The following is a 25,392-nucleotide window of genomic DNA, read 5'->3' as shown; positions in this document are numbered from 1 at the left end:
CTGCTCGAACGTCTCCAGGCGTACGAGGACGACGTGCTGCGTTTCCTCGACGACCCCGCCGCGCCCTTCACCAATAACCAAGGGGAGCGTGACCTGCGGATGACCAAGGTCCAGCAGAAGATTTCAGGCTGTTTCCGCTCCTGGGAAGGTGCCGAGATCTTCTGCCGGATGCGCAGCTTCCTCTCGACGGCGGTCAAGCAGGGCCTGGCAGCGCACACCGCACTGGAACAGTTGTTTGCCGGTGAAGTGCCCGAATTCATGCGTCGGGACGGCCTGGATCAGGCAGCGTGACCTGAATAGTTACGTCCACTTTGCAACTGGCGCCAAGCTTCGATGGCAATGCCACCGGGCGAGCCCATCAGGAAGGCGTTGACCCAGCCGAAGTCGACCGCGAACTGCCAGGCGACGATCAGTACTGCGACGATGGCCAGCCGCCATAGGTTCTCCTTCCATAGAGAATGATCCTGGTGCTTTCTGGGCTTGGTCCCGCCGGCCGAAACTTCGATACGCCTAGTATAGAGCGATGCCGTGCTCACGATGCCTGTCCTCCCATTTGAATGTCGAGATCGGCCCAGATCTGGTCGAACAGAGTCTGGTATCGGGGATCGCTGCGGGCCTTGAGACAAGAGCCCAGTCGTCGCGACAGGCCGACCTCGTAGAGCCGCTTGACCGAGGTCGGACGCTGGGTCATGACCGCGACGCGATCCGACATTGCGATTGCCTCGCCAATGTCGTGGGTGATCAGCACCACCGTCTTGTCGAACGACTTGAGGATTGACAGGATCTCCTCTTCCAGCACCAGTCGGGTCTGGTAGTCGAGCGCCGAGAACGGTTCGTCGAGCAGGATCACATCGGGATCGGTGATCAAAGTGCGGATCAGCGCCACCCGTTGGCGCATGCCACCGGACAGCGTATGTGGATAGGCGTCGGCGAAATCCGCCAGGTTGTAGCGCTCCAGGTACTCTCGGGACATCGCCAAACGTCTGGCGCGGGGAACACCGGCCACCTCAAGTCCGAGAGCGACGTTCTCCAGGATGGTTCGCCAGGGGAACAGCAGATCGCGCTGCAGCATGTAGCCGATGTGGGCGCCGCGGATCGGGTGGCTGCCGCGCAGGGTGATGCTGCCGGCGCTGGGCTCGAGCAGGTTGGCGATGATGTTGAACATCGTGCTTTTGCCGCAGCCGCTGGGCCCGACGATGCTGATGAACTCGTGCTCCCGAATATCCAGGGTAATGTTACGGATCACCGGGATCGGGTTGCCCTGCTGGTCCTCGAAGTGCTTTTCGACGTGGTCCAGGGCGATCGCGACGTTAGGGCCGCCGCTGGGTATCGCCGCGATTTCGCGCAGTTGAGTGGAAAGGGTCATGCCATGGCTCCTGACGGTTTGTGTTTGTTCGTCTTGTCGGAGTTCTGGCTGGCGTAGGCTCATGGCCGCGATCTTATGTGACCGTCCTGTGGGAGCGATCGTCAGATTGTCGCGATTCAAGGCGCGCCTGGCTAAAACCTACCAAACTTACCAGGCGCTATTATCATTACGCCCTTCGTCAGGCGGTTGTCAACCGCTTTACGCCAATTCGGCCAGCGTGCGGGAGAGCGTGGTGACTTCGGCATAGCGGGAGTTGAGGTCAAGCAAGGTGAAGTCCTGTAGCGGCCGTGTGCGGTCGGCGACAGCCTCGCTGGGAATCACCGTCCGGCGGCCGCTCTGGAACAGGTCGATGGCATTGGTGCGTATGCTGCCGCTGGTGGTAACCCCCGCCAAGACCACGGTATCGATCCGATTTCGATCCAGAAATGCTTCCAGCTTGGATGCCTTCAGATCCGAGACGTAGTGGGTACTGAGTTCCAGGTCGTAGACGTAGTTCGCAAGTGCCTCATGCTTCCGGATCCAGTGCGACTCCGCCTCGAGGATGCGCATGGCCGGGAATTTCTCGCCCCAGAGCGCTGAAAAGGCGTGGGCGGGGTCGTAGACCGTGCGGCTAAATATTACTGGATGGCCTTGGGCGGCGAAGGTTTCGATCAGAGTGCGTGCTGCGTTGAGTTGATCGTCGAGTTGAACGCATAACTGACTTTCGGCGGTGCAGAAACCTATGGTCAAGTCGCGGATCAGTAGCGCTGGCCGCTGACCGAAAGCGAGGGGGGCTGAGAAACCCTGCTGTGAATAGAGGTGCCGTGTGGGATTGAACAAATATCGACGCTGCCCCCCGGGTGTGTAGATGACCGTCAGGCCGTAGCGGGTGAGCTCCCCTTCCACTTCCATGCGGCGCAGCGTGCTGGGTGACAAGCCAAGTAGTTTCGAGACTTCTGATATCGTGGCGAGCTTATTGTCATACATGAGGTATCGTGAGTCGCTGGTCATTGGCTTGGATCATGGTCGGCATAGTGCCATGGGGTGATTGGAGGCGTCATCACAGCGGGCAACAGGCTAGTATCCGCGTTCGGCGTCGGCCAGATCCTCGACGTGCCCGGTCGCCTCGAAGCGTTCGATATTGGCGGCGACGATGCGACTGCCGGTCGGCGCGTCGATCAGCGAGGCGATGTGCGGCGTGACCGTGATGGCGGGATGCGCCCAGAACGGATGCTCGCTCGGCAACGGCTCGATATGGAAGACATCCAGCGTGGCGTGGCTCAACTGGCCGCTTTCCAGCGCGTCGAGCAGGTCGCCTTCGACCAGATGAGGGCCGCGACCGGCGTTGATCACGCTCGCACCACGCGGCAGGGTAGCGAAAAGGTCGGCGTCGAGAATCCCCGTCGTCGCCTCGGTCAATGGCAGCAGGCAGACCAGGATCTCGCAGCGCGCGAGAAAAGCGCCGAACTCGGCATCGCCGGCATAAGTGGTGACACCTTCGATCTTCCGCTTCGTGCGCGACCAGCCCAGTGTCTCGAAGCCGAGCGAGGCCAGCGTTCGCGCCGCGGTGCCGCCGAGATTGCCCAGCCCCATGACGCCCACGCGGCGCTGCGTCGCCGGCGGCACGACCAGCTGTTTCCAGCGCTTCTCTCGTTGGTTGGCGGCAATGGCCGGCATGTCGCGATGATGGCGCAGCACGTGCAGCGCCACGTACTCGCGCATGCGCTGGGTCAGGTCCGTGCCCACAGTGCGGATGATCGGCATCTGGCGCGGCAGTTCGGCATCGGCCAGCACATGGTCGATGCCGGCGCCCAGCGAGACGATCGCCTTGAGATTGGGGAAGGGCAGGAAAGCGCCGGTTGCCGGCTTCCACACCACGGCATAGGTGACTGCCTCGACATCACCCGGGTCGTGAATGGGGCGGATCGTCCAGTCCGGGAGCAGGGCCTGAAGCTGCTCGATCCACCAGTTTGTTTTATCCACACCCGGTATTGATACAACGATAGACATCTCGGAATCCTGGTAGTGAATCAGGGGCGCACGACCGGCTCGTCGTCGAGCGGTTCAATCTGAAACGGCGCCGGTGCGGCACCGCCGCCGACCGGCTGGGTCGGGTCGTTGATGCCGGTGCACTCGCCGCTTTCGGGATCTCGCGAAACCGCCGAGACGCAGGCATAAAGCTTGGGAAATACCAGTTGCTGGGCGATCTCCAGCTCGAAGCGCTCGCCCAGCTTCGCCAGTGTCTCGGGATCGAAGCGCGGGTCGACACGGACCGAACCGCGATAGCTGGCGTCCAGGCGCGGATGATGCACGGCATCTTCCAGACTCATGTCGAAGTCCATCATCAGCGCGGCTACCTGGGTCACTGCCGGCATGATCAGGTTGCCGCCGGAGGCGCCCACCGAGAAGCGCGCCTCGCCGCCCTTCACCGCTACCGTCGGGCACATGTTCGAGGAGTTGATGCGCTTGCCGCCTTCCATCGTCGTGGGATAGCCGGGGCGCGGGTCGAAGTAGCTGACGCTGTCGTTCATCAGCATGCCGGTCGAGGGCAGCGTGACGCCGGAGCCGAAGCGGTTGAGCAGAGTGTAGGTGAGCGCCACCATGTTGCCCTCGGCGTCCACCGAGGACATCGACGAAGTACAGGCGCCCTGTTCACCGTCCGTCTCCGTTAGCACGCCGTTGCGAAGCTTGTGCCGCTTCCAGCACTGCTCCAGCGCTTCGGCATAAACGAGCCAGGTCTCCGGTGTCGGCGTTTCCGGCGGGGTCGGCATCGCCTCCCGCGCGTGCGCCAGCATCTCGCGCTGGCGCAGGCCGCCGGAAACCTCGCCCGGCGTATAGAGCGTGTAGCCGCGATGCTCGGCGGCCATGGGGGTGTATTCGAATACCTCGTAGGCGGCGAGGTCCTCTCGCGAGATGCGCGAGCCGCCCGCTTGCAGATCGCCAACGATCTTCTCGGCCAGGGCGCCGCGATAGAAAGTATCGGCGCCGTTCTCGGCGATCTCGCGCAGGGTGTCGGCCAGGTTCGGAATGCGCAGCCGGCTCTCCGGCGTCGCCGGGTGCCCGCCAGGCAGATAGATTGCCCTCGAGATCGGATCGCGGGCCAGCGTTCGGGCGCAGACGCCGATCTGCAGGCTGGTGAACCAGTCGACGTGCAGGCCTCGTTCGGCCAGAGCGATCGCGGGCGCCATGACGTCGGCACGTGGTTTTGAACCGAAGCGGGCGAGCGCGTGATCGAGCCCGGCCACGGCACCGGGAACGGTGATCGAGCGGTAGCCTTCGATGTTGGCATTGTCGACCACGCCGGGAAAGCCCATTGGCGTCGCGGGCAGAGCCGGATCGACGGGATAGTCCTCGAGTCGCGTATCGCCGGCCAGCACGCCCTGGAAATCGAGCGCCACGGCGCGCCGTTCCTTCGCCAGCCAGATCAACATGAAACCGGCGCCGCCGAGGCCGCACATCCACGGCTCGACGGCGTTGAGCGCATAGGCGGTGGCGATAATGGCATCGATGGCATTGCCGCCGGCATCGAGCTGGGCCGCGCCCGCCTGCGCCGCCATGCGGTGTTGCGAGGCCACCGCGCCGCGTGTCGATCGGACGGCGGGGGTGGTGAGGAGCCAGTTGTCGCGGTCTCGGTGAGGATGTTTCACGGGGAGGGTTCCTGATTGGGACGATGGGTCGCCTCGATCAAATCGGCAATCAGCGCTTCGACTTTTTCCAGATAGGCGCTGCCATTGGAGGGCGGCGTCGGGTCGGAGGTCATCACCACGGTCATGGCGCGAGATGGCACCACGTAGAGCAGCTGGCCGCCATAGCCCCAGCCGTAGTAGACGGGCTGGCCGGCGATGCGGGTGATGAACCAGCCGTAGCCGTAATCGTCGCCGTTGAAGAACGAGCGGGTGCGCGGCTGCCAGGAGCGTTCGATCCAGTCGGCCGAGAGCACCGTGCGGTCGTCGCGGATCCCGTGCTGGCGGATCATCTCGCCGAAGCGCAGTAGCGCCTGCGGTGTCAGGCCCATCTCGTTGCCGCCGAAATAGATGCCCTGCGGGTCCCGTGTCCAGGGAGGAATCGCGATCCCCAGCGGATCGCCCAGCCAGTCGCGCGCCAGTGCCAGGGTACTGCGGCCGGTCGCTTCGGTGAGCGCCGCCGAGAGCAGGTGGCTGTTGCCGGTGGAGTAGAGCATGCGTTCACCGGGTTCGGCGACGAAAGGGCGTTCCAGTGCGTCGGTGACCCAGTTCGAACTTGCCACCCAGGCGCCATAGTTGCCGCCCGAGGTGGGTTCGAGCCCCGCCTGCATCAAAAGCAGGTTGCCGACGGTGATATCGCTCACCCGCGGATCGATATCCGCGGAAACCCGGTCGCCCAGCAGTTCGATCACCGGCTGATCGACGCTCTCGATCACGCCACGGTCGATGGCCGCGCCCACCAGCGCCGAGACCAGCGTCTTGGAAAGCGACTTGATGTTGGCCGTCTCGTTCGTCCCGTGGCCGCGAAAGCCTTCGTCGATCACCGTGTCGCCGTCGATGGCGACCAGCAGGGAGTGACTGCGCGGCAGGGCGCCCGCCTGCTCGGCAATGCTGTCGCGAGCGGCCTCGGGCAGAGGGACGGCCAAGGCTGGTGACGTCAGCGTCGTCAGCAGCAGGGCAAAGGCGAAACGTCGCCCGCAGGTACGGGCGGCGACGGTCGAAAATCGAAACGAGGGCAGTATCGGCATGCGTCCAGTCTGGCGCATGCCGAGAGGTTCTTCCATGACGTCAAGCCGTGGACGATTGCGGCAGCGTGCGATACGCCGGCGGGTATCAGCCGCCGAGGAAAGAGGACATGGCCTTGTCGGCAATCATGCCGCAGGCGCGCTCGCCGACCTGATCCTTGAGGTTGGTCAGGCTGAAGGTCTGGCCGTTGCCGCTATCGAGCATCCCGCCCAGCCCCTTCTGGTAGCCGTCGCTCTCCTCGGCCTGGCTCTGGCCGCCGATCTGCTCGAGCAGGCGGTTCTTGACCTTGTCGGTGGTGCTTTCGGTATAGCCCTGTTCCTGGCAGTAACCGAGAACGCCGGCCACGTTCTGCATGCTGCCCAGATTCAGGGAGCCAGAGCTCAGCGCGCCGAGCAGCGAGGCGCCACCGGCGGTATCGGTGTTCTGAGAGGACTGGCCGGACAGCATTTCTCCGGCGCTTTTCTTGACGCTATCGAAGCTCACGGCCGCGGCCATCGGGGAGGCGACGACGGAAGCGGTCAGCAAGGCGGCGGAAAGGAAACGAAGATTCATGAATTGACACTCCTGGCGGAAAAGACACCCTGCAAGCGAGGGTTCGATGAAGCGGTCCGCAAATGGTGACGACAGGGCGATGAGGCGCCGCGCTAGCGCCATCCTGCGCTAGGGTGACCATGGTCGGTGGTTCGGGGGCGGGTGGCAACGGTCATTCCGTGACCGAATGATACGATGACGAAACGCTGCCCGGCGTCATGGTCTAGGCTTGGAGTATCGGGAGGCGTTCGACGTTCTCTCGAACGTTTTCTCGAATCGTTCCCTCGAAAAAAGGAGAGGTCATGATCATTACCGTTGGCGAATTCAGAAAACTGCTCGAAGAGTACGATGACCAGCTGGAACTGAGCTTCAGTGGTCTGGAGTACCATCGCGTCCGAGCCAAAGGCGACAAGCATCTGGAGGTCGAGTTCGAGGAGAAGGTTTTCAAGGACAAGTTGGGCCACGTCAAGGTTCACAGTGAAAAGCAGTGAACGCGCCTGTCGGCCTTGGAAGTCGCATCGGCTCGAACACCGATGGCGTGAACACTGCCAGTTCGAATGCCGCTAGTTCTAACGCCGTTAGAGGCAGTATTGACCATCCAATGCCGAACCGACGGGATGATGGCGGCGTTAACCTGGGATGCGACGGGTGAGGCTTCGCCGTGGCATCTTTTTCCGTTACCGTTACGCCCCATTGACGCTAGGGAGCGGCACGAATGGATGATTCAATCTCTGTGACGCAGGTCGACGTCGCCATCGTCGGTGCGGGGCCGATTGGCTTGTGTTTTGCCAACGCGCTGTCGCGTCATGGCGTGAGTTCGGTGCTGATCGATCGTCAGTCGCGGTCGGCGATGGTGGAGCCGGCCAGCGATGGGCGAGAGATCGCGTTGACTCGGGCCGCCCAACAGATTCTCGACAAGCTCGGCGTATGGTCGCGAGTCGAGCCGGCCGAACGCGCTCGGATGCGTGCCGCCAAAGTCTTCGATGGTCAGTCGCTGTTCGCGATGGAAATTGCACCAGGCGCTTCTCGCAACGAGCCCCTCGGCTGCCTGGTACCCAATCAGGTGATTCGACGTGCCGCCTATGCGGCGTTGCCGGCCGGCTCGGCGGGCGCGGGAGAGATCCTGTGGCGGGATGAACAGCAGATCGAGCGGTTCGAGGCCAACGACGCCGAGGTCGATATCACTCTGGCCGGCGGCGAGCGGCTGCAGGCCTCGCTGCTGGTGGCGGCGGACAGCCGCTTTTCCACCACCCGCCGTGCCATGGGCATTCCCGCCCATACCTACCAGCATGGTCAGCACATGCTGGTCTGTCGGATGCACCACGAAGAGCCGCACGACCAGACCGCATGGGAGTGGTTCGGCTACGGCCAGACGCTGGCGCTGTTGCCGGTGGATACGCACTGCTCGTCGCTGGTACTGACACTGTCGCCGGCGGAGATGGAAAAGCAGCTGTCATTGAGCGACGAGGACTTCGACGCCGATATCACCCGGCGCTTTGGCGGCCGACTGGGCGTCATGCGTCGGGTTGCGGAGCCTCATCGCTATCCGCTGGTCAGTGTCTATGCCGAACGCTTCGTCGGGCACCGTCAGGCGCTGATCGGCGATGCCGCCGTGGGCATGCATCCGGTTACTGCGCATGGCTTCAACCTCGGGCTGCAGGGGCTGTCGCGACTGGCAGGCCTGATCGGCGAGGCGCGGGCGCGAGGGCGGGATATCGCCTCGCCAACGCTGCTGGCACGCTATCAGCGCGAGCAGCGTCTGGCGACGGCGCCGCTGTTCGCCGCCACGCTGGCGATCGTCGGCCTCTACACCGATGACCGCACCCCGGCCAGATGGCTGCGCAAGGCGGTACTGCGCGCCGGTGAAGCGGCCTGGCCGGCCAGACGCCTGGTCGCGAGTCATCTGACACGCTCGATCGGCTAGCCACACACGCCACTCCGTAGGCGCCGAGCGCGAGGAGCATCTCGGCCGACGACGCCTTTCTCGACTCAGGAGGAGTTCGTATGGATCTTGCAATGGTGGGACTCGGGCGCATGGGCGCCAACATGGCAGAGCGCCTGGTGCGCGGCGGGCACCGGGTGGTGGGGCACGATCCCAGCGAGGAAGCGATGGCGAAGGCGGCAGAGAAGGGGATCGAACCGTCGGACTCGCTGACGGCGGCGATCGACGCCCTGCCGTCGCCCAGAATCGTGTGGCTGATGGTGCCGGCCGGCCCCCTGGTCGATACGCTCATCGGCGAGCTCGAACCGCTGCTGTCGAAGGACGACATCGTCATCGACGGCGGCAACTCGATGTACAAGGACACGGTGCGCCGGGCCGAGACACTGCGCGAGCGCCATCTCCATTATGTCGACGTCGGTACCAGCGGCGGTGTCTGGGGCCTGCAGGAAGGCTACAGCATGATGGTTGGCGGCGAGACGCCGACCGTCGAATCGCTCAGGCCGCTGCTCGAGAGTCTGGCGCCGGCCGCCGACAAGGGCTGGGGCCATGTCGGTCCCAACGGCGCGGGTCACTTCACCAAGATGGTCCACAACGGGATCGAGTACGGCATGATGCAGGCCTATGCCGAAGGCTTCGCGATCATGGAGCGCAAGGATTTCGATCTCGATCTGCATCAGGTCGCCGAGATCTGGCGTCATGGCAGCGTGGTGCGCTCCTGGCTGCTGGATCTGACTGCCAATGCGCTGGAGAAGAACCCTTCGCTAGAGGGTATCGCGCCCTTCGTGTCGGACTCCGGCGAAGGGCGCTGGACCGTGGCGGAAGCCATCGAGCTTGACGTCAGCGCGCCGGTGATTACCCTGTCGCTGCTCGAGCGCCTGCGCTCCCGCGAACAGGATTCCTATGGCGACAAACTGCTGTCTGCCATGCGTAACGAATTTGGCGGGCACGCGATCAAGAAGGGGTGATTCGCGTTCTGTCTTCGCTACCCGATCTCTCTTTTCCTGCTACCACATAGTGTGTTTCGACGCGCCGGTTTGGCACAAGCCATCGGCGCGTTTCCAATTCCGGGGCAGGGCGTTTTCACCCTTGACATGACGGGAGGCGGGCTACCATGCGGCCTCCGCGAGGGCAAAAAGTTGTCCACAGGAGATTAACAGAAAAACAGCACATCTATGCTTGGAAAAAGGCGCGGCTACCATATATAGTATTTTGCAGAAGCGGCGGACACGCTCAGAAAGCGTGAATTCCAGTCGTCCAAGCCTGCACCATCGGACATCGATGGCGTCTTCCCCAGTCAAGGATGGTTATTCATGAGCATCACGATCTATAGCAAACCTGCCTGCGTCCAGTGCAACGCCACCTATCGCGCTCTGGACAAGCAAGGAATCGACTATACCGTGGTCGACCTGACGCAAGACGCCGATGCGATGCAGCGTGTCCAGAATCTGGGCTATCGCCAGGTGCCGGTTGTGGTCGCGGGTGACGATCACTGGGCCGGGTTCCGCCCGGACAAGATCAGCACGCTGGTTGCCTGATCTCTCTTTTTCGTTTTTCTAGGCGCGCATCGGGATTGTTCCGCGCCGTCTGAATGCCGCGCAGGGGCGCAGGAGAACCGTCATGGCTGAGCTGGTCTATTTTTCGACCAAGTCAGGCAATACGCGGCGCTTCGTCGAAAAGCTGGGCCTGTCGGCCAGTCGCATTCCTTTGAGTCGAAACGACCAGCCCCTGCGGGTCGACGAACCTTATATTCTTATCGTACCGACCTACGGTGACGGCGATCCGCTCAGTTCGGTGCCGCCTCAGGTCATACGATTTCTCAATGACGAACACAACCGGTCCCTGATTCGCGGCGTGATCGCGGGTGGCAACACCAATTTCGGCGAGGCATTCGGCCTCGCCGGACGGGTCGTGGCGCAGAAATGTCGGGTACCGCTTCTCTATCGGTTCGAACTGATGGGCACTGCAGAAGATGTCCGTCGCGTTCTTGCAGGGGTGAATGAATTTTGGAAACGCTCAGCCTAGAAAAAGATACGGCAGCGCGACCCGCTGCCGATCACAACGCCAAGACGCTCGATTACCACGCGCTCAACGCCATGTTGAACCTGTACGACGCTGATGGTCATCTGCAGCTCGACAAGGATCGTGAAGCGGCGCGTCAGTATTTCCTGCAGCACGTGAACCAGAATACGGTGTTCTTCCACTCGCTGAAGGAAAAGCTCGACTACCTGGTGGAAGAGGGCTACTACGAGCAGCAGGTGCTCGACCAGTACGACTTCGGCTTCGTCTCGTCGCTGTTCGATCAGGCCTATGCGGCGAAGTTTCGCTTCCAGAGCTTTCTGGGCGCGTTCAAGTACTACACCAGCTATACGCTCAAGACCTTCGACGGCAAGCGCTACCTCGAACGCTTCGAGGACCGCGTGTGCATGGTCGCGCTGAGTCTGGCGCGGGGCGACGAAACACTGGCCAGACAGCTGGTCGACGAGATCATCCATGGCCGTTTCCAGCCGGCGACGCCGACCTTCCTCAACTGCGGCAAGCGTCAGCGCGGTGAGCTGGTGTCGTGCTTCCTGCTGCGCATCGAAGACAACATGGAGTCCATCGGGCGCTCCATCAATTCGGCGCTGCAGCTCTCCAAGCGCGGCGGTGGCGTGGCGTTCTCGCTCTCCAACGTGCGCGAATCCGGCGCCCCGATCAAGCGCATCGAGAACCAGTCCTCCGGCATCATCCCGATCATGAAGATGCTCGAGGACGCCTTCTCCTACGCCAATCAGCTGGGAGCGCGACAGGGCGCGGGCGCGGTCTATCTCAACGCCCACCATCCGGACATCCTGCGGTTCCTCGACACCAAGCGCGAGAACGCCGACGAGAAGATCCGTATCAAGACGCTGTCGCTGGGCATCGTGATGCCGGACATCACCTTCGAGCTGGCCAAGCGCAACGAGGACATGTACCTGTTCTCGCCCTACGACGTGGAGCGCATCTACGGCGTGCCGTTCGGTGACATCAGCGTCACCGAGAAGTACGAAGAGATGGTCGCCGACGGGCGCATTCGCAAGAAGAAGATCAACGCCCGCGAGCTGTTCCAGACCATCGCCGAGCTGCAGTTCGAATCCGGCTATCCGTATCTGATGTTCGAGGACACGGTCAATCGTGCCAACCCGATCCATGGCCGGATCAACATGTCGAATCTCTGCTCGGAGATCCTGCAGGTCAACACGCCCACCGAATACGACGACGACCTCGGCTATCGTCACATCGGCGAGGACATCTCCTGCAACCTGGGTTCGCTCAACATCGCCAAGACCATGGACTCGCCGGACTTCGGCACCACGGTGGAGGCGGCCATTCGCGGTCTGACCGCGGTCTCCGAGATGAGCAACATCACCTCGGTGCCGTCGATTGCCGAAGGCAACGCCAAATCCCACGCTATCGGCCTGGGGCAGATGAACCTGCACGGCTACCTGGCGCGCGAGCACATTCTCTACGGTAGCGAAGAAGGGTTGGATTTCACCAACATCTACTTCTATACCATCGCCTTCCATGCCATCCGGGCGTCCAACCGCATCGCCATCGAGCGCAACCAGCGCTTCGCCGGCTTCGAGAAGTCGACCTATGCCAGCGGCGAGTACTTCGACAAGTACACCGAACAGGCGTGGGAGCCGAAGACCGAGAAAGTGCGCGGCCTGTTCGAGAAGAGCGGCATCGAGATCCCGACCCAGGACGACTGGCGCGAGCTGAAGGCCTCGGTCATGGCTCACGGCCTGTTCAACCGTAACCTGCAGGCGATCCCGCCGACTGGTTCGATCTCGTATATCAACAACTCCACCTCGAGCATCCATCCGGTGACGGCCAAGGTCGAGATCCGCAAGGAAGGCAAGCTGGGTCGCGTCTACTACCCGGCGCCATACCTGACCGACGAGAATCAGGAGTACTACCAGGACGCCTACGAGCTCGGCCCCGAGAAGATCATTGACACTTACGCCGAGGCGACCCAGCACGTCGACCAGGGCCTGTCGCTGACGCTGTTCTTCCGCGACACGGCGACGACTCGCGACGTCAACAAGGCGCAGATCTACGCCTGGCGCAAGGGCATCAAGACGATCTATTACATTCGTCTGCGGCAGGCCGCGCTGGAAGGCACCGAGGTAGAAGGCTGCGTTTCCTGCACGCTGTGATGGCGCCAAATGGCTGCGCTCGGCCATGCTGTGTTGAAAGTCGGCTCAAAATGCTCATTTACACTCGTAAACTCCGCGTTCTCGCCGACTTTCGCCTTGCCTGACCATCGCTCGCCGATTTGGCGAGTGGTGATGTCATAGTCGATTGCAGCGTAGTTTTGATACAAATCGAGCGACGCGCCGAGTAAGGCTCGGCGCCAACCGAACGAGAACACTCTCATGGATATGCCCACCTCTGCTGCCCGCCACCTGAACCGTGTCGACGCGATCAACTGGAACCGTCTGCAGGACGACAAGGATCTGGAAGTCTGGAACCGCCTTACCGGCAACTTCTGGCTGCCGGAGAAGATCCCGCTTTCCAATGACATCCCGGCCTGGAACACGCTGACCGAGCACGAACAGCAGCTGACCATTCGCGTCTTCACCGGCTTGACGTTGCTCGACACCATTCAGGGCACCGTCGGTGCACCGGTGCTGATCGAGGATGCGATCACCCCGCACGAAGAGGCGGTGTTCACCAACATCAGCTTCATGGAGTCGGTTCACGCCCGCTCCTACAGCTCGATCTTCTCGACGCTGTGCGCGACTCGCGATGTCGACGACGCCTACCGCTGGAGCGAAGAGAACCCGTTCCTGCAGAAGAAGGCGGAGCTGATTCTCGAGCGTTACCGCGCCGAGGACCCGCTGATGCGCAAGATCGCCAGCGTGTTCCTGGAATCGTTCCTGTTCTACTCCGGCTTCTACCTGCCGATGTACTGGTCCAGCCGCGCCAAGCTGACCAACACCGCCGACCTGATCCGCCTGATCATTCGTGACGAAGCGATCCACGGCTACTACATCGGCTACAAGTTCCAGCGTCAGCTTGCCCAGCTGCCGGCAGAGCGTCAGGAAGAGATCAAGATCTATGCCTACGAGCTGCTCCACGAGCTCTACGACAACGAGGTCAAGTACACCGAAGCGCTCTACGACGACGTCGGCCTGACCGAAGACGTCAAGAAGTTCCTTCACTACAACGCCAACAAGGCGTTGATGAACCTCGGCTTCGAAGCGCTGTTCCCGGCCAGCGTCACCGACGTCAGCCCGGCGATCCTCGCCGCGCTCTCGCCCGGCTCCGACGAGAACCACGACTTCTTCTCCGGCTCCGGCTCCTCTTACGTGATCGGCAAGACCGTCAGCACCGAGGACGACGACTGGGCGTTCTAGACCGCTCGCCGACTCTCGAACGAAAACCGCTCTGACAGGAGCGGTTTTTTTATGTCTGCTGGCAGCGTCGGCTCGAGCGGTGGACCTCGTCACTTGCCGATTTGGTGATTCAACCTTTCACGCTCGCTGCACACTGTCTGCAAGAAACAACGCGATAGTGTTCCTGCACCGCGTCTCGGTGCGCAACCAGGAGCGTGAAGTCATGAATTTTTCGAAAAAGAACCTGTTGGCGCTGGCCGTTGCTGCCTCCATCCTGTCACCGCTCGCTCAGGCCGCGCAGACCGAACAACCCCGACCGCCGGCGGCCCATGGCGAGCACAAGGCGCACGGCAATCCTCTCAAGGACGCCGTGGTCGCCAGCTGGAATCTCGACGAAGACGAGCTGGCCAGCCTGGCTCAGGCCGACAGCGATTTCCGTGCCGGCCTCCAGCAACTGCGTGGCGATGATGGCAAGACGGCGCCCGAGCAGCGCCGCGCCGCGATGGAATCGTTGCTCGAGCAGCAGCGCGAACAGCTGGCCGATGTACTGACCGACGAGCAGCTGCACGCCTATCAGATGCTGGAACGGCCGCGCCCTTTGAATATGCGTCATCACGGTGGCCCGAAAATGGATCCCGAGCGGATGACGGCTGGGTTGGAGGATCGCTACGCCCCGTTGTTCGCCACCTGGGATCTGAGCCAGGAGCAGAGTGCCGCCGTGCTGAATGCCGAGCGCACCTTCTTCGACGGGTTGCACCAACTGAAGCGCCCCGATGCCAAGGCGGGCGAAGCGACGAAGGATTCACGCGGCGCGCAGTTCAAGCAGCTGATGGAGCAGCGCCACAGCGCACTCTCCTCGGTTCTCGACGATGAGCAGGTCGCCGCCTTCGAAGCGCTGACGAAACCGCCCCGCGGCATGCACAAGGGGCCTCGACACGGTCCGCAGCCGGAAGGTGAAACGCCCACGGCGGGCTGATACGGTCGGATGCCGCCTGCGTCGATCTCGCTGTATCGACAAGTACGACACTAGCCCTTCTCCGGAAGGGCTTTTTCGTGCCTGACGCCACCGCTGCCTGACGTTGCCGGCCGCAGTTGTTAGTCTTCAGGTGAACATTACCCACCCCTGAATCGGAAATCACCTCATGGAAGATCAATGGCTCGCCTGGGCCAAGCGGCTATCGGCACTCTCCGATACCGGACTGCACTACTGCCGCGACAAGTTCGACCGCGAGCGCTATGAAGAGGTCGCCGAGATTTCGACGTCGATGATGGCGATGCTGGGCGATATTCCCATCGGTCGCGTGAACCTGGCGCTGGGCGACGGCGAAGGACATGTCACGCCCAAGATCGATGTGCGCGCGGCGATCATCGACGACGGCAGGATCCTGCTGGTCAAGGAGAAGATGGACGGACGCTGGACGATGCCCGGCGGCTATGCCGAGATCGGGCTGTCGGCGGCCGAAAACACGGTCAAGGAGGTTTGGGAAGAAGCCGGTGTCACGGTCGAGGCCAAGCGGCTCTATGCCGTTCGCCACAAGGCCAAGCACGCCTATCCGGCGGACGTGCTCGACTTCTACAAGCTGTTCTTCCTCTGCGAGCGGCTCGATACCAAGCCGCTCGATCCCGGTCACGAAGTCTTCGATGCCGCCTATTTCTCGCCGGACGAACTGCCGCCGCTCTCCGAGCCTCGCGTCATCGCCCGGGATATCTTTGATGCCTTCGAGTTTCACGCCGATCCCCGGCGTCCGGCGCTGATCGATTGATCGAATTGGCGCCAGCGTTAAACCTCCTCGCCTCGAGACGGTCTATAGCAGTGCGGAACATTCAGGCAACGGGGTGATGGAGGATCGATGAACGCGCAGAAAATTCTTTCGCAGATCATGAAGCAGGCGGGCAGCAGCCGGAAAACGTCGTCGAGCGGTGGTGGTTTCGATGCCAAGTCGCTGCTGGGTGGCGGCGCGCTGGGCATGCTGGTTGGCAGCAAGCGGGGTCGCAGCATGGGCGGCAAGGCGATCAAGTACGGCGCACTAGCCGGGCTGGGGGCACTAGCCTGGAAAGCCTGGCAGGCTCATCAAGAGAAGTCGTCTGCAGCGCCGGCCAACGCGCCGACGACCGGAGCCGATCAGCCGCTGGAGCAGCTCTCCGGCGATCGGCAGGAGAACCGAAGCCTGGTCATCCTGCGTGCGATGATCGCCGCCGCGCGGGCCGATGGTCATATCGACGCCGAAGAGCGGGCCGCGCTGGCCGAACAGATCGACGCGCTGGGCGCGGACGACGAACTGCATGCCTGGGTCGAGCAGCAGATGTCCGCGCCGCTGGACGCCGAGGCGATCGCTCGTGATACCGATTCACCGCAGGCAGCGCGGGAAGTCTATCTGGCCAGCGTGGCGATCATCGACGAGCAGAACCCGATGGAGCGGGCCTGGCTCGATCAACTGGCAGCGGCGCTCAAGCTCGACGGCGATCTCTGCCGTACGTTGGAGCGCCAGGCGGAAGACGCTTCCTACGCTTTGTCTGAAAAATGCCTGCGTTCACCCATACGGCGTTAAAAATCGACTCAAAATGCTCATTTACTCCGCGTAAACTCCGCTTTTTCGCCGATTTTTGCCTTGTCTGGCTATCGCTCGTCGATTTTTCAGACAGCTTAGACCTTGGACGGGAAAGCCAGAGGTTAGAACGTCTCCCACTCGGATTCTTCCTGACGCGCACTGGCCAGCGGGGGCTGGGTGCCAGATTGGGTGCGGGGCTGGGGACGTGTCGGCTGCGCCGCCGCCGGGAGGGCGACGCTTTCGCTGGCGCTGAGCCGGAAGACCGCCACGGCGGCCTGCAACGCCTCCGACTCCCGCTCCAGCGCGCGGGCATTGTCGGCTGCCTGCTGTACCAGCGCCGCATTCTGTTGCGTGACCTGGTCCATCTGGGTGATCGCCTGGTTCACCTGGTCGATGCCATGGCTCTGCTCCTCTGAAGCCGTGGCGATTTCATGCATGATGGCGTCGACATTGCCAATGGCCGTGACGATCTTCTTCATCGTCGCTCCTGCCTTGTCCGCCAGCTGGGCACCATCCTCGACGCGCTCCGCTGAACGCTGGATCAGTTCACGAATCTCCTTCGCCGCATCGGCGGAGCGTGTCGCCAGCGTCTGGACTTCATGCGCCACGACGGCGAAGCCGCGCCCCTGCGCTCCGGCCCGGGCGGCTTCCACCGAGGCGTTGAGCGCCAGAATGTTGGTCTGGAACGCAATCGAGTCGATCGTATCGAGGATGTCCACCACCTGGCGCGACTGGTCGCTGATGTCATGCATGGTGGTGACCACCTTGCCCACCACATCGCCGCCCTCGCGAGCGACGGCCGAGGCATCGTCGGCCAGCTGACTGGCCTGGCGGGCGTTATCGGTATTCTGGCGTACCGTCGAGGTCAACTGTTCCATGCTTGCCGCGGTCTCTTCCAGTGCTGCCGCCTGCTGTTCGGTGCGCGCCGACAGGTCGGTGTTGCCCTGGGCGATCTCGATGGCTCCCTGATGTACATTGTCGCTGGCATTCCGGGTATTGCCGACAGTGTGCAACAGATGCGCCTGGGTGCGCTCCAGTGCGGCAAACAGGCGGCCGATCTCGTTGTTGCCCCGGCTTTCGATCTCGCCGGAGAGATCGCCCTCGGCCAGGCGCTCGAAATGCTCGACCAGACGCTTCAGCGGTCGAATGACGTTGACGGACACGCCCCAGAGAATGATCGCGACCAGGACCAGCGTGAACACGATGGCGGTGCCGATGGCGAGGTTCAACCAGCCCGTCGACACCGTGCCGCCAGCGTTGGCTGCATAGGCGGCAAGCCCGGCAACGCTGAGCACCAGGAAGGTAAAAGCCAATATTACCAGTAGCCAACTGGTTTTAACCGTCAGGTCGTCGAGTCGTTTCATGCGATAACATCCCAAGGAGTGGAAAGCCTGGCAGGCCTGCGTAGCCTGCCGGCACGGTCGTTACACGCTGGTTACCTGCCGGATTATCGGCATGGGCCGTGGAGACTTGCAACGAGTCCGACGAGATCGGTAGCTTCGATCACCTGAAGGGAGAAGACGGGAGCGGTATTTTCGACGATTTTGGAGGGATATTGGCGCTGAAGAAGGGAATTAATCGCGATTTCGCGGCACACCCGGGGCGACGAAATGTCACGCTACAGTGAACTGATCGACGATCTCGCCTTGTGCCGCAACGTCAGCGGGAAAGATTTTGTGCAGATACACGTTAGGCAGGGTTGCGGCTGCGAGCCCGGGACTCGGGCTGGCGCTGCGTCAACGTGCCGACGAAGGCGGCGAGAGAGAGCAGGGCCACCAGGCTGCCGTAGGCGTAGGTGGTGGGGATCAGCCCCAGATGCTGGGTCGCGATACCGCCGCACAACGCCAGCGTGCTCGCGGAGAGATAGCAGACCACGTAGAACGCCGCCATCAACGCCGAACGCTCGGTGGGCGGCGCCAAGGGCATGACGACGCGCATGGCGCCCATGAACGCGGCGCCGAAGCCGATGCCGGCGATCGCCGTACCCGCCAGCAGGATCGCGACCGACCGCTGATGGACTCCCAGCAGCAGTCCCAGCATGCCGACGATCAGACAGGCGGTGCCGAGCAGTACGGCCAGCCTTGGCGGCCTGGCGCGAAGCGTCAGCACGCTGATACCGCCGATGAAAGGCAGCAGGAAGGTAATCAGGCAACCGACCAGCGGATTGTGAACGCCGCTGATTCTCTCTACCAGCGTCGGTCCCAGCGACAGCGAAAAGCCGCCCAGCGCCCAAGAGGAAACCACCGCCGGGATGACGCGAAACAGCGGGCCGCGCACCGCCGGCGGGATGTGCGCGCGCGGACGCAGTGCCGCCAACGCACCGGGCCGCGGTGTCACGCTCTCCGGAATCCGCTTGAGCCATAGTCCCATCACGACGAGCATCACGATCAATATCAGGTAGACCAGACGCATCGGTGCCGGTGCGTAAGCCACCAGCACGCCGGCAAACAGCGCCCCGATCCCCATGCCCGATAGCGGCGCGATGCTCGCCAGCACCGGGCCGCGGTTGTGGTCGCTGTCGAGCATCGCCGCTGCCAGCGCGCTGGTCACGATTCCGGTGGCCACCCCTTGCAGGATCCGGGCTGCCAGCACCCATGCCAGCCCGTCGGCAGCCAGGAACAGCGCCAGCGACAGGAGTTCGCCCACGATCGCCATGGCGACGACCGGCCGTCGGCCGATGTAGTCGGACAAGGAACCGGTGGTCAGCAATGCCAGCAGCAGCGCGAACACGTAACTGGCGAACACCAGCGTCAGCCAGGTGGTCGAGAAGTGCCAGGTCGTCTGGTAGAGCTGATACAGCGGCGTGGGTGCGCTGGAGGCCGCAAGAAACGTCACCATCAAAACTGCGTAATAGACCAGCGAACCGAGACGAGGAGACGGATAGACATTGGTCTTGGGCGCAGACGCGGGCGGTGACATCGAGGAATCCATTAATGCTAAAATTTTGCGTTAGCGGAGTTTGAGCTTAGCAGACTCATAAAGCAAATATTTTGCGTTTGTATCTTTCGTATAGTTCTTTCGTGTAGTGGATAGTCATGCCGATCAAAGAAGCCGTCAGACCGGGCGGCCGCAGCGCCCGGGTGCAAGAAGCCGTTCACCAGGCCGTTCGCGAACTGCAGGCCGTGACGCCACGCGACGAACTGACGGTGCCCCGAATCGCGGAGCGAGCCGGTGTTACGCCATCGACGATCTATCGCCGTTGGGGCAACCTTTCGGAGCTGGTCGCCGACGTCTCGCTGGAGCGGATGCGCCCCGACGACGACCCCTTGGATACCGGCACGCTGGCCGGCGACCTGCAGGCCTGGGGCGAGCAGTATCTCGAGGAGATGACCTCGGTGCCGGGGCAGCGCGCGCTCAACGACGTCATGGCCAGTGCCGACGGCGGGCGCCGGGAGCGTTGCTATCGCTACAGCGAGTCGCTCATGGGCACGCTGCGAGAGCGGGCCCTGGCGCGCGGCGAAGGGGCGCCATCGGTAGTGCAGCTCATCGACGGCATCATCGCGCCGATGACTTACCGGCTGCTTTACGATCCGGAAGCAGCGACGGTCGACAATCTGCGGCGATGGATCGCCGGCACGTTGACGAACGAAAAGTGAGTCGACACCGAGACGAGCCATCATGGCATCCCCGGGCCCTGGCTCGTAGTTGTCCGGTTGCGACAGCGGCGAGCCTGAACTGTCGAATTGGCAACCCGGCGATCAAAGTCCAACCCGCGTTAACTTGATTAACGTCAACGACACGAATTAACCGTGGTGAATTTTCTCTTTAAATTCAATCATTTATTGATATCTGGCGGGGAGGCGTCTATAGTCTGATTCCTCCTTGGGGAGTAGCCGATCACCGCCGACCAGACTTCGGCGGTGATGTTCGTGTCAACATGCTCGGCCGATGCCGTGGCACGAACGCCGGATCCGGTTGGCGAGACCATGGACATTTCGCAGTGCAGAGTCGGGTGCGGCGAATGTCATGGTGATACCACCGGCTGGATAAGATCATGAACCCTGCTTCTCTCGTCATACTCGCCTTTGCCATGTCGACCGATGCGTTTGCCGCGTCGATCGGCAAGGGTGCTGCTCTCAGACGTACTCGCTTCCCCGAAGCGCTTCGTATCGGCGTCATCTTCGGCACGGTCGAAGCGATCACGCCGGTCATTGGTTGGGCCATCGGGCTGGCGGCGACTCGCTTCGTCTCCGAGTGGGATCACTGGATCGCGTTCGTGCTGCTGGGCGCGCTCGGTGCCCACATGATCTGGGAAGGGTTCAAGCCCGTCGAGCCAGAGGCGAACGACGAGCAGGCGCCGGAGCGAAAGTCGGTCTGGCTGCTCGCCGTCACGGCCCTGGCGACCAGTATCGATGCCATGGCGGTGGGGGTGACGCTGGCATTCGCCGACGTGAATATCGTGGCGGCGGCGGTGGCGATCGGGCTGGCGACGACGCTGATGGTCACCATCGGCATCATGCTTGGCCGTGCGATCGGCTCGCTGATCGGCAAGCGCGCCGAAATCGCAGGTGGCGTGGTGCTGATCGCCATCGGCATCACGGTCGTCTACGAACATCTGTTCGCCCACATGGGTTGAAGCGCCGCTTTCCGACCCATACCTTCCTGCCACGGCCGCATGACTATGCGGTCGTTTGGTATCTGATACTTCGACATTCTCCCGCTATTCAGGAGCCGATATGAAACCGCATCCCATCCGGGACAACGCGCTCAAGGCGGCGTTGCGCTCGCCTCAATTCCGCCAGCAGCAACAGAAGCCCAAGAAAGGCAAAGGCAGCTATTCGCGCAAGGGGCGCGCGCCTCGGGGAGGACACCATCGCCAAGCGGCCTGAGGCAATTTCGGTCCCGGGCTGTTTCGCCATGGTGTCTTCCCCTATCCCATTTTCTGCTGCTATCTCTCCGTCCTCTTCATCTTCATCTTCATCTGCTACCGCTCCTTCCGCTTCCTCTCCTTCCGCTTCCTCTCCGTCCGCTCTCTCCCGGCTCGTATTCGCCTCCTCTTGATTTGCCACGCTTCGTCTGGCGGCGTCTATGCTGAGACATCGATCCTCTCCGGGAGTCCCCATGTCGACCTCGTCTTCGCTCTGGCAGAGCTCGCTTGCCGATTTTCAGCACGCCGTCGAAACGCGCTCCACCCCGGGTTGTGGCGCCGCCGCGGCGCTGAATGGATGCCTAGGGTTGTCGTTGGTTCTCAAGGGGGTGCGGTTGCATCGCGGCGAATCCGACCGCGACCTTCACCGCCGGCTGGTTGCCGAGGGCGATGCGCTTCATGACGCGTTGGCCAGCGCCGTGGATGACGATGCCGCGGCGTTTGCCGATTATCTCGATGCGCAGCATCTGCCACATGACACCGATGCCGAGGCGAACCGGCGCGATTCGGCGCTGCGCGAGGCTCGCGATGCCTCGATCCGGATTCCGCTGGCCGCCGCCGAGCGATGTCGTGAAGGGCTGGCGCTGGCGGTCGAGGCGTTGCCTCTGACATCCAAGGCGATGCGCAGCGATACCCTGGCCGGCGCCACGATGCTCAGGGCGGCCCTGGAGGCGTTGTTGATCGGCGCGGAGGCCAACCTGGAAGCGCTGGCCGACCAGACGTCGCGCCGAGAGCGGGAAGAGCGCTGCGATGCGCTTCGTGCCGACGCTCGCGCCCACTGCCGGCGGCTGGGCCTGGACGCCTGATCGTGCCCTCAGCCGCTATCGACGACGCGTTTCAGCCCGGCATCAGCACGCTCCACCACGCCACACCCAGCAGCAGAAAAGCCAGCCCCCGGTTGAACCATTGCCATTGACGCGATGTGCGAAACAGCCGGCCGACACCGCTGCCCATCAGCGCCCAGCTCGCCAGACAGGGCACGGCGACGACACCGAAGATGAGTGCCAGCGCGGCGACGTGCGTCGTGCTGGCGTTGCCAGCGGCGAACACGCCGACGACCGAAAGCGCCATCATCCAGGTCTTGGGATTGACCAGTTGCAAACCGGCAGCCTGCAGGGCGCCGAAGTGCGGCAGGCGGCCGGTTGCCACGCTCTCCAGCATCGGTGGCGGGCTGCGATAGAGCTTCCAGGCCAGCCAGCTCAGCCAGGCGACGCCGACCATTGCCATGACGTGGCGCACGAGCGGATAGGCCAGCAGGGTCTGCGCCAGACCGCCGCCGATGACCAGCACGATCATCGCGGCCGCCAGGCTGGCGCCGAATACCGCGGGTAGTGCGCGCTGCCAGCCCCGGCGCGCGCCTTGCGTCAGGATCAACAGGTTGGTCGGCCCCGGCGTGATCGAGGCGACGAAGGCGAAAAGCGTGAAGGGCAACCAGGACGACATGGACAACTCCTCGAAAGTCGGGAGCGTCACTATGACGTCGGCGGGCGTTGGCGTCTGGAAGGTTTGAGCAGCCGTGCGGCACGAGCGGGCTGAACGACTCGACCCCGTGAGCCAGCGTCAGCGCGATGGCCGGCAACGACGGCGATAGTCGGCCGGCGTCAAACCGTAGGCGCGGCGAAACCAGCGGCCCAGATGGCTCTGGTCGGCGAACCCCAGTTGGCTGGCCACGATGGCGGGTGACTCACCGGTGGCGAGACGCTGGCGGGCCTGGGCCAGGCGCAGCTGGACCAGATAGGCATGCGGCGCCAGGCCGAAGGCGGCCTTGAAGGCGCGGGTCAGGCGGAAGCGGTCGACGCCGCACTGTTCGGCGAGGGTCTGCAGACCGATATCGTCACCGCTGTGGGCATGCAGGTATGCCTGGGCACGTCGCGCGACGCGGGGCAGGCGCGGGTCGTCGTCACGGCGTCGCCGGCGCCAGCCCAGGTGCGGAAGCATGCCCTGCAGCAACGTATCGAGCGCGGCATCGCGCTGGAGTCGCGTGCCCGGCCCGCGCAACGTGGCGAACGCGTTGGCGACGGCGGCGATCAACGGCGCATCGTCGACCAGGGTCGCGGCGAAGCCCGGCTCCCCCGAGGCGAGGCCCGGCGTGCCGAACTGGCGCAGTTCGCGCTGCAGCCAGGCTGCGTCGAGATAGAGCATGGAGTAGGTGAAGCCGCCGCTGGCCGGTGCGTGTCCGTCATGGATCTCCCCCGGCTCGACGAAGAAGAGGCGGCCCGGTGTGCTGTCGTGTCGCGAGTGCCGGCAGTGGAACTGCTGCACGCCCTGTTCGGTGAAGCCGACCAGATAGCTGTCGTGCCAGTGCGGATCGTAGGCGTGGCCCTCGAAATGGGCGCGGATCGTCTCGATGCCCGTATCGCCATCCTGTTGCAGGTCGATCCAGTTCGTCGATGTCATGCTGCCTCCCGCGCCACGGCCGATGCGGTATGCCGTCTCGATCCGTCAGCATGCCAGCACGAGAGAGGCTTGTCTGGAACGTTCGTGCAGTCAGCCCTTCGGGCCTTTTCCGAAGCGCCTCAGTCCGGCACCGGCGTTTCGAAGGTGTCGCGTCGGCGTACCGTCAGCGTGGTGCCGATCGAGGCGACGATGATCAGACCGATGGCCAGCCACTGCAGCCCGCTCAGGAGCTGGCTCAGGAACAGCAGGCCGGAGAGCGCCCCGATTGCCGGTTCCAGACTCATCAGGGTGCCGAAGGTCTGGGTCGGCAGGCGCGGCATGGCGATCATCTCCAGCGTATAGGGCAGGGCCGTGGAGAGCACGGCGACGGCGAGCGCCAGCGGGAGGACATCCGGGGCGAAAATCGCCGGGCCGACGTCGATCAGGCCGACGGGGGCGATGACGACGGCGGCGATGGTGATGCCCAGCGTGGCGCTCTGGGCACCGTTGATCGAGCCCGCCTTCTGGCCGAACAGGATATACAGCGCCCAGCAGACCCCGGCTCCCAGCGCGCAGGCCGCGCCGTAAGGGTCGACCGGGCCGTTGCTGTCATCGCCCAGCAGCAGGAGACACGCCAGGCCGAACATGGCGAATGCCACCCACAGCAGGTCCAGCCAGCGTCGCGAGGAGAGCATCGCCACGGCGAGCGGCCCGGTGAACTCCAGCGCCACCGCGATCCCCAGCGGCACCGTCTGCAGCGCCTGGTAGAACAGCAGGTTCATGATGCCGAGCGCGACGCCATAGACGAGCGTCGACTTCCAGGCGCGGCGGCTCAGCGGCTGGCGCCAGGGCCGCATCACGATCAGCAGGATCAGCGCGGCGAGAATCAGGCGAATCGAGGTCGTACCGGTGGCGCCGATGACCGGAAACAGCGACTTGGCGATGGACGCGCCGGTCTGGATCGAGCACATCGCCACGATCAGCATGGCCACTGGCCAGGCTCTGGCCACGAATTCACGCATGGCGACTGACATGACACCTCCTGAGGTCTGCGGCATGATGGCTCGCCAGACGTTGCCACTCGCCGAACCGGCGGCCGAGTGGCATTCGACGAGAGCCGCGATTGTACGGATGGGCAATATATTGCACAAGTCTAACGAGCGCCCCGACGTGCTGGTTCATGTGGCGACCAACGTCCGGCGGCTGCGTCAGGCCGCGGGGCTGAGTCAGCAGTCGCTGGCCGATCAGGCCGGGGTGAGCCGGCGCATGCTGGTCAATATCGAGAAGGGCGACGTCAACGTCAGCCTGAGCACGCTGGATCGCCTCGCCGAAGCGCTGGGCGTGCTGTTCTACGCGCTGGTCCAGCCGCCGGACAGCGAGGATTCGGCGCGCATCGACGAAGTCGCCTGGGTAGGAAAGCACCCCGCGAGTCGCGCCCGGCTGCTGGCGAGCAAGCCGGCGCGGCAGGAGGTCGAGCTGTGGTCCTGGTCGCTGGAGTCGGGAGACAGCTACGAATCGGCCGCCGACGACTCCGGCTGGCACGAGATGCTGGTGGTGATCGAGGGCACGCTGACCCTGGAGCTGGACGATCGCTGCGTGACGATCGAGGCCGGCGACTTCCATGTCTACCCCAGCGACCAGTCCTACCGCTACCGCAATGAAGGGCCGGGTCGGCTGCGCTTCATCCGTAACGTGGTGCACTGAACGGCCAGCGCA

28 protein-coding genes are annotated in these 25,392 nt (G+C 63.3%); 16 read left to right on the top strand and 12 right to left on the bottom strand.

Going from position 1 to position 25,392, the window contains the following annotated elements:
* Nucleotides 1–291, top strand: a 291-nt coding sequence (locus R3F72_RS11240) for an IS66 family transposase (protein WP_332778557.1), incomplete at its 5' end; no start/stop codon positions are given.
* On the opposite strand, the gene R3F72_RS11235 is transcribed toward R3F72_RS11240, so the two are convergent.
* From R3F72_RS11235 to R3F72_RS11205, 7 genes are all read right to left on the bottom strand, one after another.
* Nucleotides 279–536, bottom strand: a complete 258-nt coding sequence (locus tag R3F72_RS11235; RefSeq protein ID WP_332779674.1) for a hypothetical protein — start codon at nucleotides 534–536, stop codon at nucleotides 279–281. The two genes, R3F72_RS11240 and R3F72_RS11235, sit on opposite strands and share 13 nt — an antisense overlap.
* Nucleotides 533–1,366 carry an ABC transporter ATP-binding protein gene (locus R3F72_RS11230; protein ID WP_332779673.1) on the bottom strand — a complete coding sequence of 278 codons (834 nt, stop codon included), beginning with the start codon at nucleotides 1,364–1,366 and terminating at the stop codon, nucleotides 533–535. Before R3F72_RS11230 ends, R3F72_RS11235 begins: the two co-directional genes overlap by 4 nt.
* A gap of 198 nt (nucleotides 1,367–1,564) precedes the next feature.
* A complete protein-coding gene (locus R3F72_RS11225; protein ID WP_332779672.1) occupies nucleotides 1,565–2,332 on the bottom strand; it encodes an isochorismatase family protein in 768 nt (255 codons plus the stop codon).
* A gap of 90 nt (nucleotides 2,333–2,422) precedes the next feature.
* Nucleotides 2,423–3,355 (bottom strand): 2-hydroxyacid dehydrogenase, encoded by a 933-nt coding sequence (locus tag R3F72_RS11220; RefSeq protein ID WP_332779671.1) that lies wholly within the window; start codon nucleotides 3,353–3,355, stop codon nucleotides 2,423–2,425.
* A gap of 20 nt (nucleotides 3,356–3,375) precedes the next feature.
* On the bottom strand, nucleotides 3,376–4,992 hold the full coding sequence (locus R3F72_RS11215) for a gamma-glutamyltransferase family protein (RefSeq protein WP_332779670.1): 1,617 nt from the start codon (nucleotides 4,990–4,992) through the stop codon (nucleotides 3,376–3,378).
* A complete protein-coding gene (locus tag R3F72_RS11210; RefSeq protein WP_332779669.1) occupies nucleotides 4,989–6,092 on the bottom strand; it encodes a serine hydrolase domain-containing protein in 1,104 nt (367 codons plus the stop codon). Before R3F72_RS11210 ends, R3F72_RS11215 begins: the two co-directional genes overlap by 4 nt.
* Nucleotides 6,093–6,141: 49 nt before the next feature.
* Entirely contained in the window at nucleotides 6,142–6,606 is a 465-nt protein-coding gene (locus R3F72_RS11205; RefSeq protein ID WP_332779668.1) for a DUF2501 domain-containing protein, read from the bottom strand.
* A 281-nt stretch (nucleotides 6,607–6,887) separates the two neighbouring features.
* Between R3F72_RS11205 and R3F72_RS11200 the strand changes: the two genes are divergently transcribed.
* From R3F72_RS11200 to R3F72_RS11155, 10 genes are all read left to right on the top strand, one after another.
* A complete protein-coding gene (locus R3F72_RS11200; RefSeq protein ID WP_332779667.1) occupies nucleotides 6,888–7,076 on the top strand; it encodes a hypothetical protein in 189 nt (62 codons plus the stop codon).
* Between the two features lie 224 nt (nucleotides 7,077–7,300).
* The gene (ubiM, locus tag R3F72_RS11195; RefSeq protein WP_332779666.1) at nucleotides 7,301–8,509 is read left to right on the top strand and encodes a 5-demethoxyubiquinol-8 5-hydroxylase UbiM; all 1,209 of its coding nucleotides are present in this window, start codon (nucleotides 7,301–7,303) and stop codon (nucleotides 8,507–8,509) included.
* Between the two features lie 80 nt (nucleotides 8,510–8,589).
* Nucleotides 8,590–9,492, top strand: a complete 903-nt coding sequence (gene gnd / locus R3F72_RS11190; RefSeq protein WP_332779665.1) for a phosphogluconate dehydrogenase (NAD(+)-dependent, decarboxylating) — start codon at nucleotides 8,590–8,592, stop codon at nucleotides 9,490–9,492.
* A gap of 345 nt (nucleotides 9,493–9,837) precedes the next feature.
* Complete coding sequence (gene nrdH / locus R3F72_RS11185; RefSeq protein WP_087718593.1) at nucleotides 9,838–10,062, top strand: glutaredoxin-like protein NrdH; 225 nt, start codon at nucleotides 9,838–9,840, stop codon at nucleotides 10,060–10,062.
* An 82-nt stretch (nucleotides 10,063–10,144) separates the two neighbouring features.
* On the top strand, nucleotides 10,145–10,549 hold the full coding sequence (gene nrdI, locus R3F72_RS11180; protein ID WP_087718592.1) for a class Ib ribonucleoside-diphosphate reductase assembly flavoprotein NrdI: 405 nt from the start codon (nucleotides 10,145–10,147) through the stop codon (nucleotides 10,547–10,549).
* Entirely contained in the window at nucleotides 10,531–12,702 is a 2,172-nt protein-coding gene (gene nrdE, locus R3F72_RS11175; protein ID WP_332779664.1) for a class 1b ribonucleoside-diphosphate reductase subunit alpha, read from the top strand. The genes nrdI and nrdE overlap by 19 nt, the downstream gene beginning before the upstream one ends.
* Nucleotides 12,703–12,921: 219 nt before the next feature.
* Entirely contained in the window at nucleotides 12,922–13,905 is a 984-nt protein-coding gene (gene nrdF / locus R3F72_RS11170) for a class 1b ribonucleoside-diphosphate reductase subunit beta (protein WP_442978346.1), read from the top strand.
* 202 nt (nucleotides 13,906–14,107) lie between these two features.
* The gene (locus R3F72_RS11165; protein WP_143543255.1) at nucleotides 14,108–14,860 is read left to right on the top strand and encodes a hypothetical protein; all 753 of its coding nucleotides are present in this window, start codon (nucleotides 14,108–14,110) and stop codon (nucleotides 14,858–14,860) included.
* 166 nt (nucleotides 14,861–15,026) lie between these two features.
* Nucleotides 15,027–15,647: an NUDIX hydrolase gene (locus R3F72_RS11160; protein ID WP_087718589.1), complete on the top strand. Its 621-nt coding sequence runs from the start codon at nucleotides 15,027–15,029 to the stop codon at nucleotides 15,645–15,647.
* 87 nt (nucleotides 15,648–15,734) lie between these two features.
* Entirely contained in the window at nucleotides 15,735–16,433 is a 699-nt protein-coding gene (locus tag R3F72_RS11155) for a tellurite resistance TerB family protein (RefSeq protein ID WP_087718588.1), read from the top strand.
* A 122-nt stretch (nucleotides 16,434–16,555) separates the two neighbouring features.
* On the opposite strand, the gene R3F72_RS11150 is transcribed toward R3F72_RS11155, so the two are convergent.
* Nucleotides 16,556–17,797: a methyl-accepting chemotaxis protein gene (locus R3F72_RS11150; RefSeq protein WP_303853657.1), complete on the bottom strand. Its 1,242-nt coding sequence runs from the start codon at nucleotides 17,795–17,797 to the stop codon at nucleotides 16,556–16,558.
* A 325-nt stretch (nucleotides 17,798–18,122) separates the two neighbouring features.
* Entirely contained in the window at nucleotides 18,123–19,352 is a 1,230-nt protein-coding gene (locus R3F72_RS11145) for an MFS transporter (RefSeq protein ID WP_087718586.1), read from the bottom strand.
* Between the two features lie 116 nt (nucleotides 19,353–19,468).
* Between R3F72_RS11145 and R3F72_RS11140 the strand changes: the two genes are divergently transcribed.
* From R3F72_RS11140 to R3F72_RS11125, 4 genes are all read left to right on the top strand, one after another.
* A complete protein-coding gene (locus tag R3F72_RS11140; RefSeq protein WP_332779663.1) occupies nucleotides 19,469–20,029 on the top strand; it encodes a TetR/AcrR family transcriptional regulator in 561 nt (186 codons plus the stop codon).
* A 398-nt stretch (nucleotides 20,030–20,427) separates the two neighbouring features.
* Nucleotides 20,428–21,009, top strand: coding sequence for a manganese efflux pump MntP (mntP, locus tag R3F72_RS11135; protein ID WP_087718584.1), 582 nt, complete (start codon nucleotides 20,428–20,430; stop codon nucleotides 21,007–21,009).
* A 100-nt stretch (nucleotides 21,010–21,109) separates the two neighbouring features.
* Entirely contained in the window at nucleotides 21,110–21,262 is a 153-nt protein-coding gene (gene arfA / locus R3F72_RS11130; protein WP_087718583.1) for an alternative ribosome rescue factor ArfA, read from the top strand.
* Between the two features lie 232 nt (nucleotides 21,263–21,494).
* Nucleotides 21,495–22,106, top strand: a complete 612-nt coding sequence (locus R3F72_RS11125) for a cyclodeaminase/cyclohydrolase family protein (protein ID WP_332779662.1) — start codon at nucleotides 21,495–21,497, stop codon at nucleotides 22,104–22,106.
* A 31-nt stretch (nucleotides 22,107–22,137) separates the two neighbouring features.
* Here R3F72_RS11125 and R3F72_RS11120 read toward each other — a convergent pair whose 3' ends face one another.
* From R3F72_RS11120 to rhtA, 3 genes are all read right to left on the bottom strand, one after another.
* Entirely contained in the window at nucleotides 22,138–22,743 is a 606-nt protein-coding gene (locus R3F72_RS11120) for a LysE family translocator (RefSeq protein WP_332779661.1), read from the bottom strand.
* Between the two features lie 117 nt (nucleotides 22,744–22,860).
* Nucleotides 22,861–23,697 (bottom strand): AraC family transcriptional regulator, encoded by an 837-nt coding sequence (locus R3F72_RS11115; RefSeq protein WP_332779660.1) that lies wholly within the window; start codon nucleotides 23,695–23,697, stop codon nucleotides 22,861–22,863.
* A gap of 119 nt (nucleotides 23,698–23,816) precedes the next feature.
* Entirely contained in the window at nucleotides 23,817–24,710 is an 894-nt protein-coding gene (gene rhtA, locus R3F72_RS11110) for a threonine/homoserine exporter RhtA (protein WP_303853766.1), read from the bottom strand.
* Here rhtA and R3F72_RS11105 point away from each other — a divergent pair.
* A complete protein-coding gene (locus R3F72_RS11105) occupies nucleotides 24,709–25,380 on the top strand; it encodes a helix-turn-helix domain-containing protein (protein WP_332779659.1) in 672 nt (223 codons plus the stop codon). The two genes, rhtA and R3F72_RS11105, sit on opposite strands and share 2 nt — an antisense overlap.
* The last annotated feature ends 12 nt before the right edge of the window (nucleotides 25,381–25,392 follow it).

It is taken from the genome of Salinicola sp. 4072 (assembly GCF_036663415.1).
Classification (GTDB): Bacteria; Pseudomonadota; Gammaproteobacteria; order Pseudomonadales; family Halomonadaceae; genus Salinicola; species Salinicola salarius_A.
This window is presented reverse-complemented; position numbering and strand designations above follow the sequence as displayed.

Excerpts from the sequence above, each read along its gene's own strand:
- R3F72_RS11230 (WP_332779673.1), bottom strand. The coding sequence starts at position 1,366 with ATGACCCTTTCCACTCAACTGCGCGAAATCGCGGCGATACCCAGCGGC.
- R3F72_RS11225 (WP_332779672.1), bottom strand. The coding sequence starts at position 2,332 with ATGTATGACAATAAGCTCGCCACGATATCAGAAGTCTCGAAACTACTT.
- R3F72_RS11220 (WP_332779671.1), bottom strand. The coding sequence starts at position 3,355 with ATGTCTATCGTTGTATCAATACCGGGTGTGGATAAAACAAACTGGTGG.
- R3F72_RS11210 (WP_332779669.1), bottom strand. The coding sequence starts at position 6,092 with ATGGAAGAACCTCTCGGCATGCGCCAGACTGGACGCATGCCGATACTG.
- R3F72_RS11205 (WP_332779668.1), bottom strand. The coding sequence starts at position 6,606 with ATGAATCTTCGTTTCCTTTCCGCCGCCTTGCTGACCGCTTCCGTCGTC.
- R3F72_RS11200 (WP_332779667.1), top strand. The coding sequence starts at position 6,888 with ATGATCATTACCGTTGGCGAATTCAGAAAACTGCTCGAAGAGTACGAT.
- ubiM (WP_332779666.1), top strand. The coding sequence starts at position 7,301 with ATGGATGATTCAATCTCTGTGACGCAGGTCGACGTCGCCATCGTCGGT.
- gnd (WP_332779665.1), top strand. The coding sequence starts at position 8,590 with ATGGATCTTGCAATGGTGGGACTCGGGCGCATGGGCGCCAACATGGCA.
- nrdH (WP_087718593.1), top strand. The coding sequence starts at position 9,838 with ATGAGCATCACGATCTATAGCAAACCTGCCTGCGTCCAGTGCAACGCC.
- nrdI (WP_087718592.1), top strand. The coding sequence starts at position 10,145 with ATGGCTGAGCTGGTCTATTTTTCGACCAAGTCAGGCAATACGCGGCGC.
- nrdF (WP_442978346.1), top strand. The coding sequence starts at position 12,922 with ATGGATATGCCCACCTCTGCTGCCCGCCACCTGAACCGTGTCGACGCG.
- R3F72_RS11165 (WP_143543255.1), top strand. The coding sequence starts at position 14,108 with ATGAATTTTTCGAAAAAGAACCTGTTGGCGCTGGCCGTTGCTGCCTCC.
- R3F72_RS11160 (WP_087718589.1), top strand. The coding sequence starts at position 15,027 with ATGGAAGATCAATGGCTCGCCTGGGCCAAGCGGCTATCGGCACTCTCC.
- R3F72_RS11155 (WP_087718588.1), top strand. The coding sequence starts at position 15,735 with ATGAACGCGCAGAAAATTCTTTCGCAGATCATGAAGCAGGCGGGCAGC.
- R3F72_RS11150 (WP_303853657.1), bottom strand. The coding sequence starts at position 17,797 with ATGAAACGACTCGACGACCTGACGGTTAAAACCAGTTGGCTACTGGTA.
- R3F72_RS11145 (WP_087718586.1), bottom strand. The coding sequence starts at position 19,352 with ATGTCACCGCCCGCGTCTGCGCCCAAGACCAATGTCTATCCGTCTCCT.
- R3F72_RS11140 (WP_332779663.1), top strand. The coding sequence starts at position 19,469 with ATGCCGATCAAAGAAGCCGTCAGACCGGGCGGCCGCAGCGCCCGGGTG.
- mntP (WP_087718584.1), top strand. The coding sequence starts at position 20,428 with ATGAACCCTGCTTCTCTCGTCATACTCGCCTTTGCCATGTCGACCGAT.
- arfA (WP_087718583.1), top strand. The coding sequence starts at position 21,110 with ATGAAACCGCATCCCATCCGGGACAACGCGCTCAAGGCGGCGTTGCGC.
- R3F72_RS11125 (WP_332779662.1), top strand. The coding sequence starts at position 21,495 with ATGTCGACCTCGTCTTCGCTCTGGCAGAGCTCGCTTGCCGATTTTCAG.
- R3F72_RS11120 (WP_332779661.1), bottom strand. The coding sequence starts at position 22,743 with ATGTCGTCCTGGTTGCCCTTCACGCTTTTCGCCTTCGTCGCCTCGATC.
- R3F72_RS11115 (WP_332779660.1), bottom strand. The coding sequence starts at position 23,697 with ATGACATCGACGAACTGGATCGACCTGCAACAGGATGGCGATACGGGC.
- R3F72_RS11105 (WP_332779659.1), top strand. The coding sequence starts at position 24,709 with ATGACACCTCCTGAGGTCTGCGGCATGATGGCTCGCCAGACGTTGCCA.
- rhtA (WP_303853766.1), bottom strand. The coding sequence starts at position 24,710 with ATGTCAGTCGCCATGCGTGAATTCGTGGCCAGAGCCTGGCCAGTGGCC.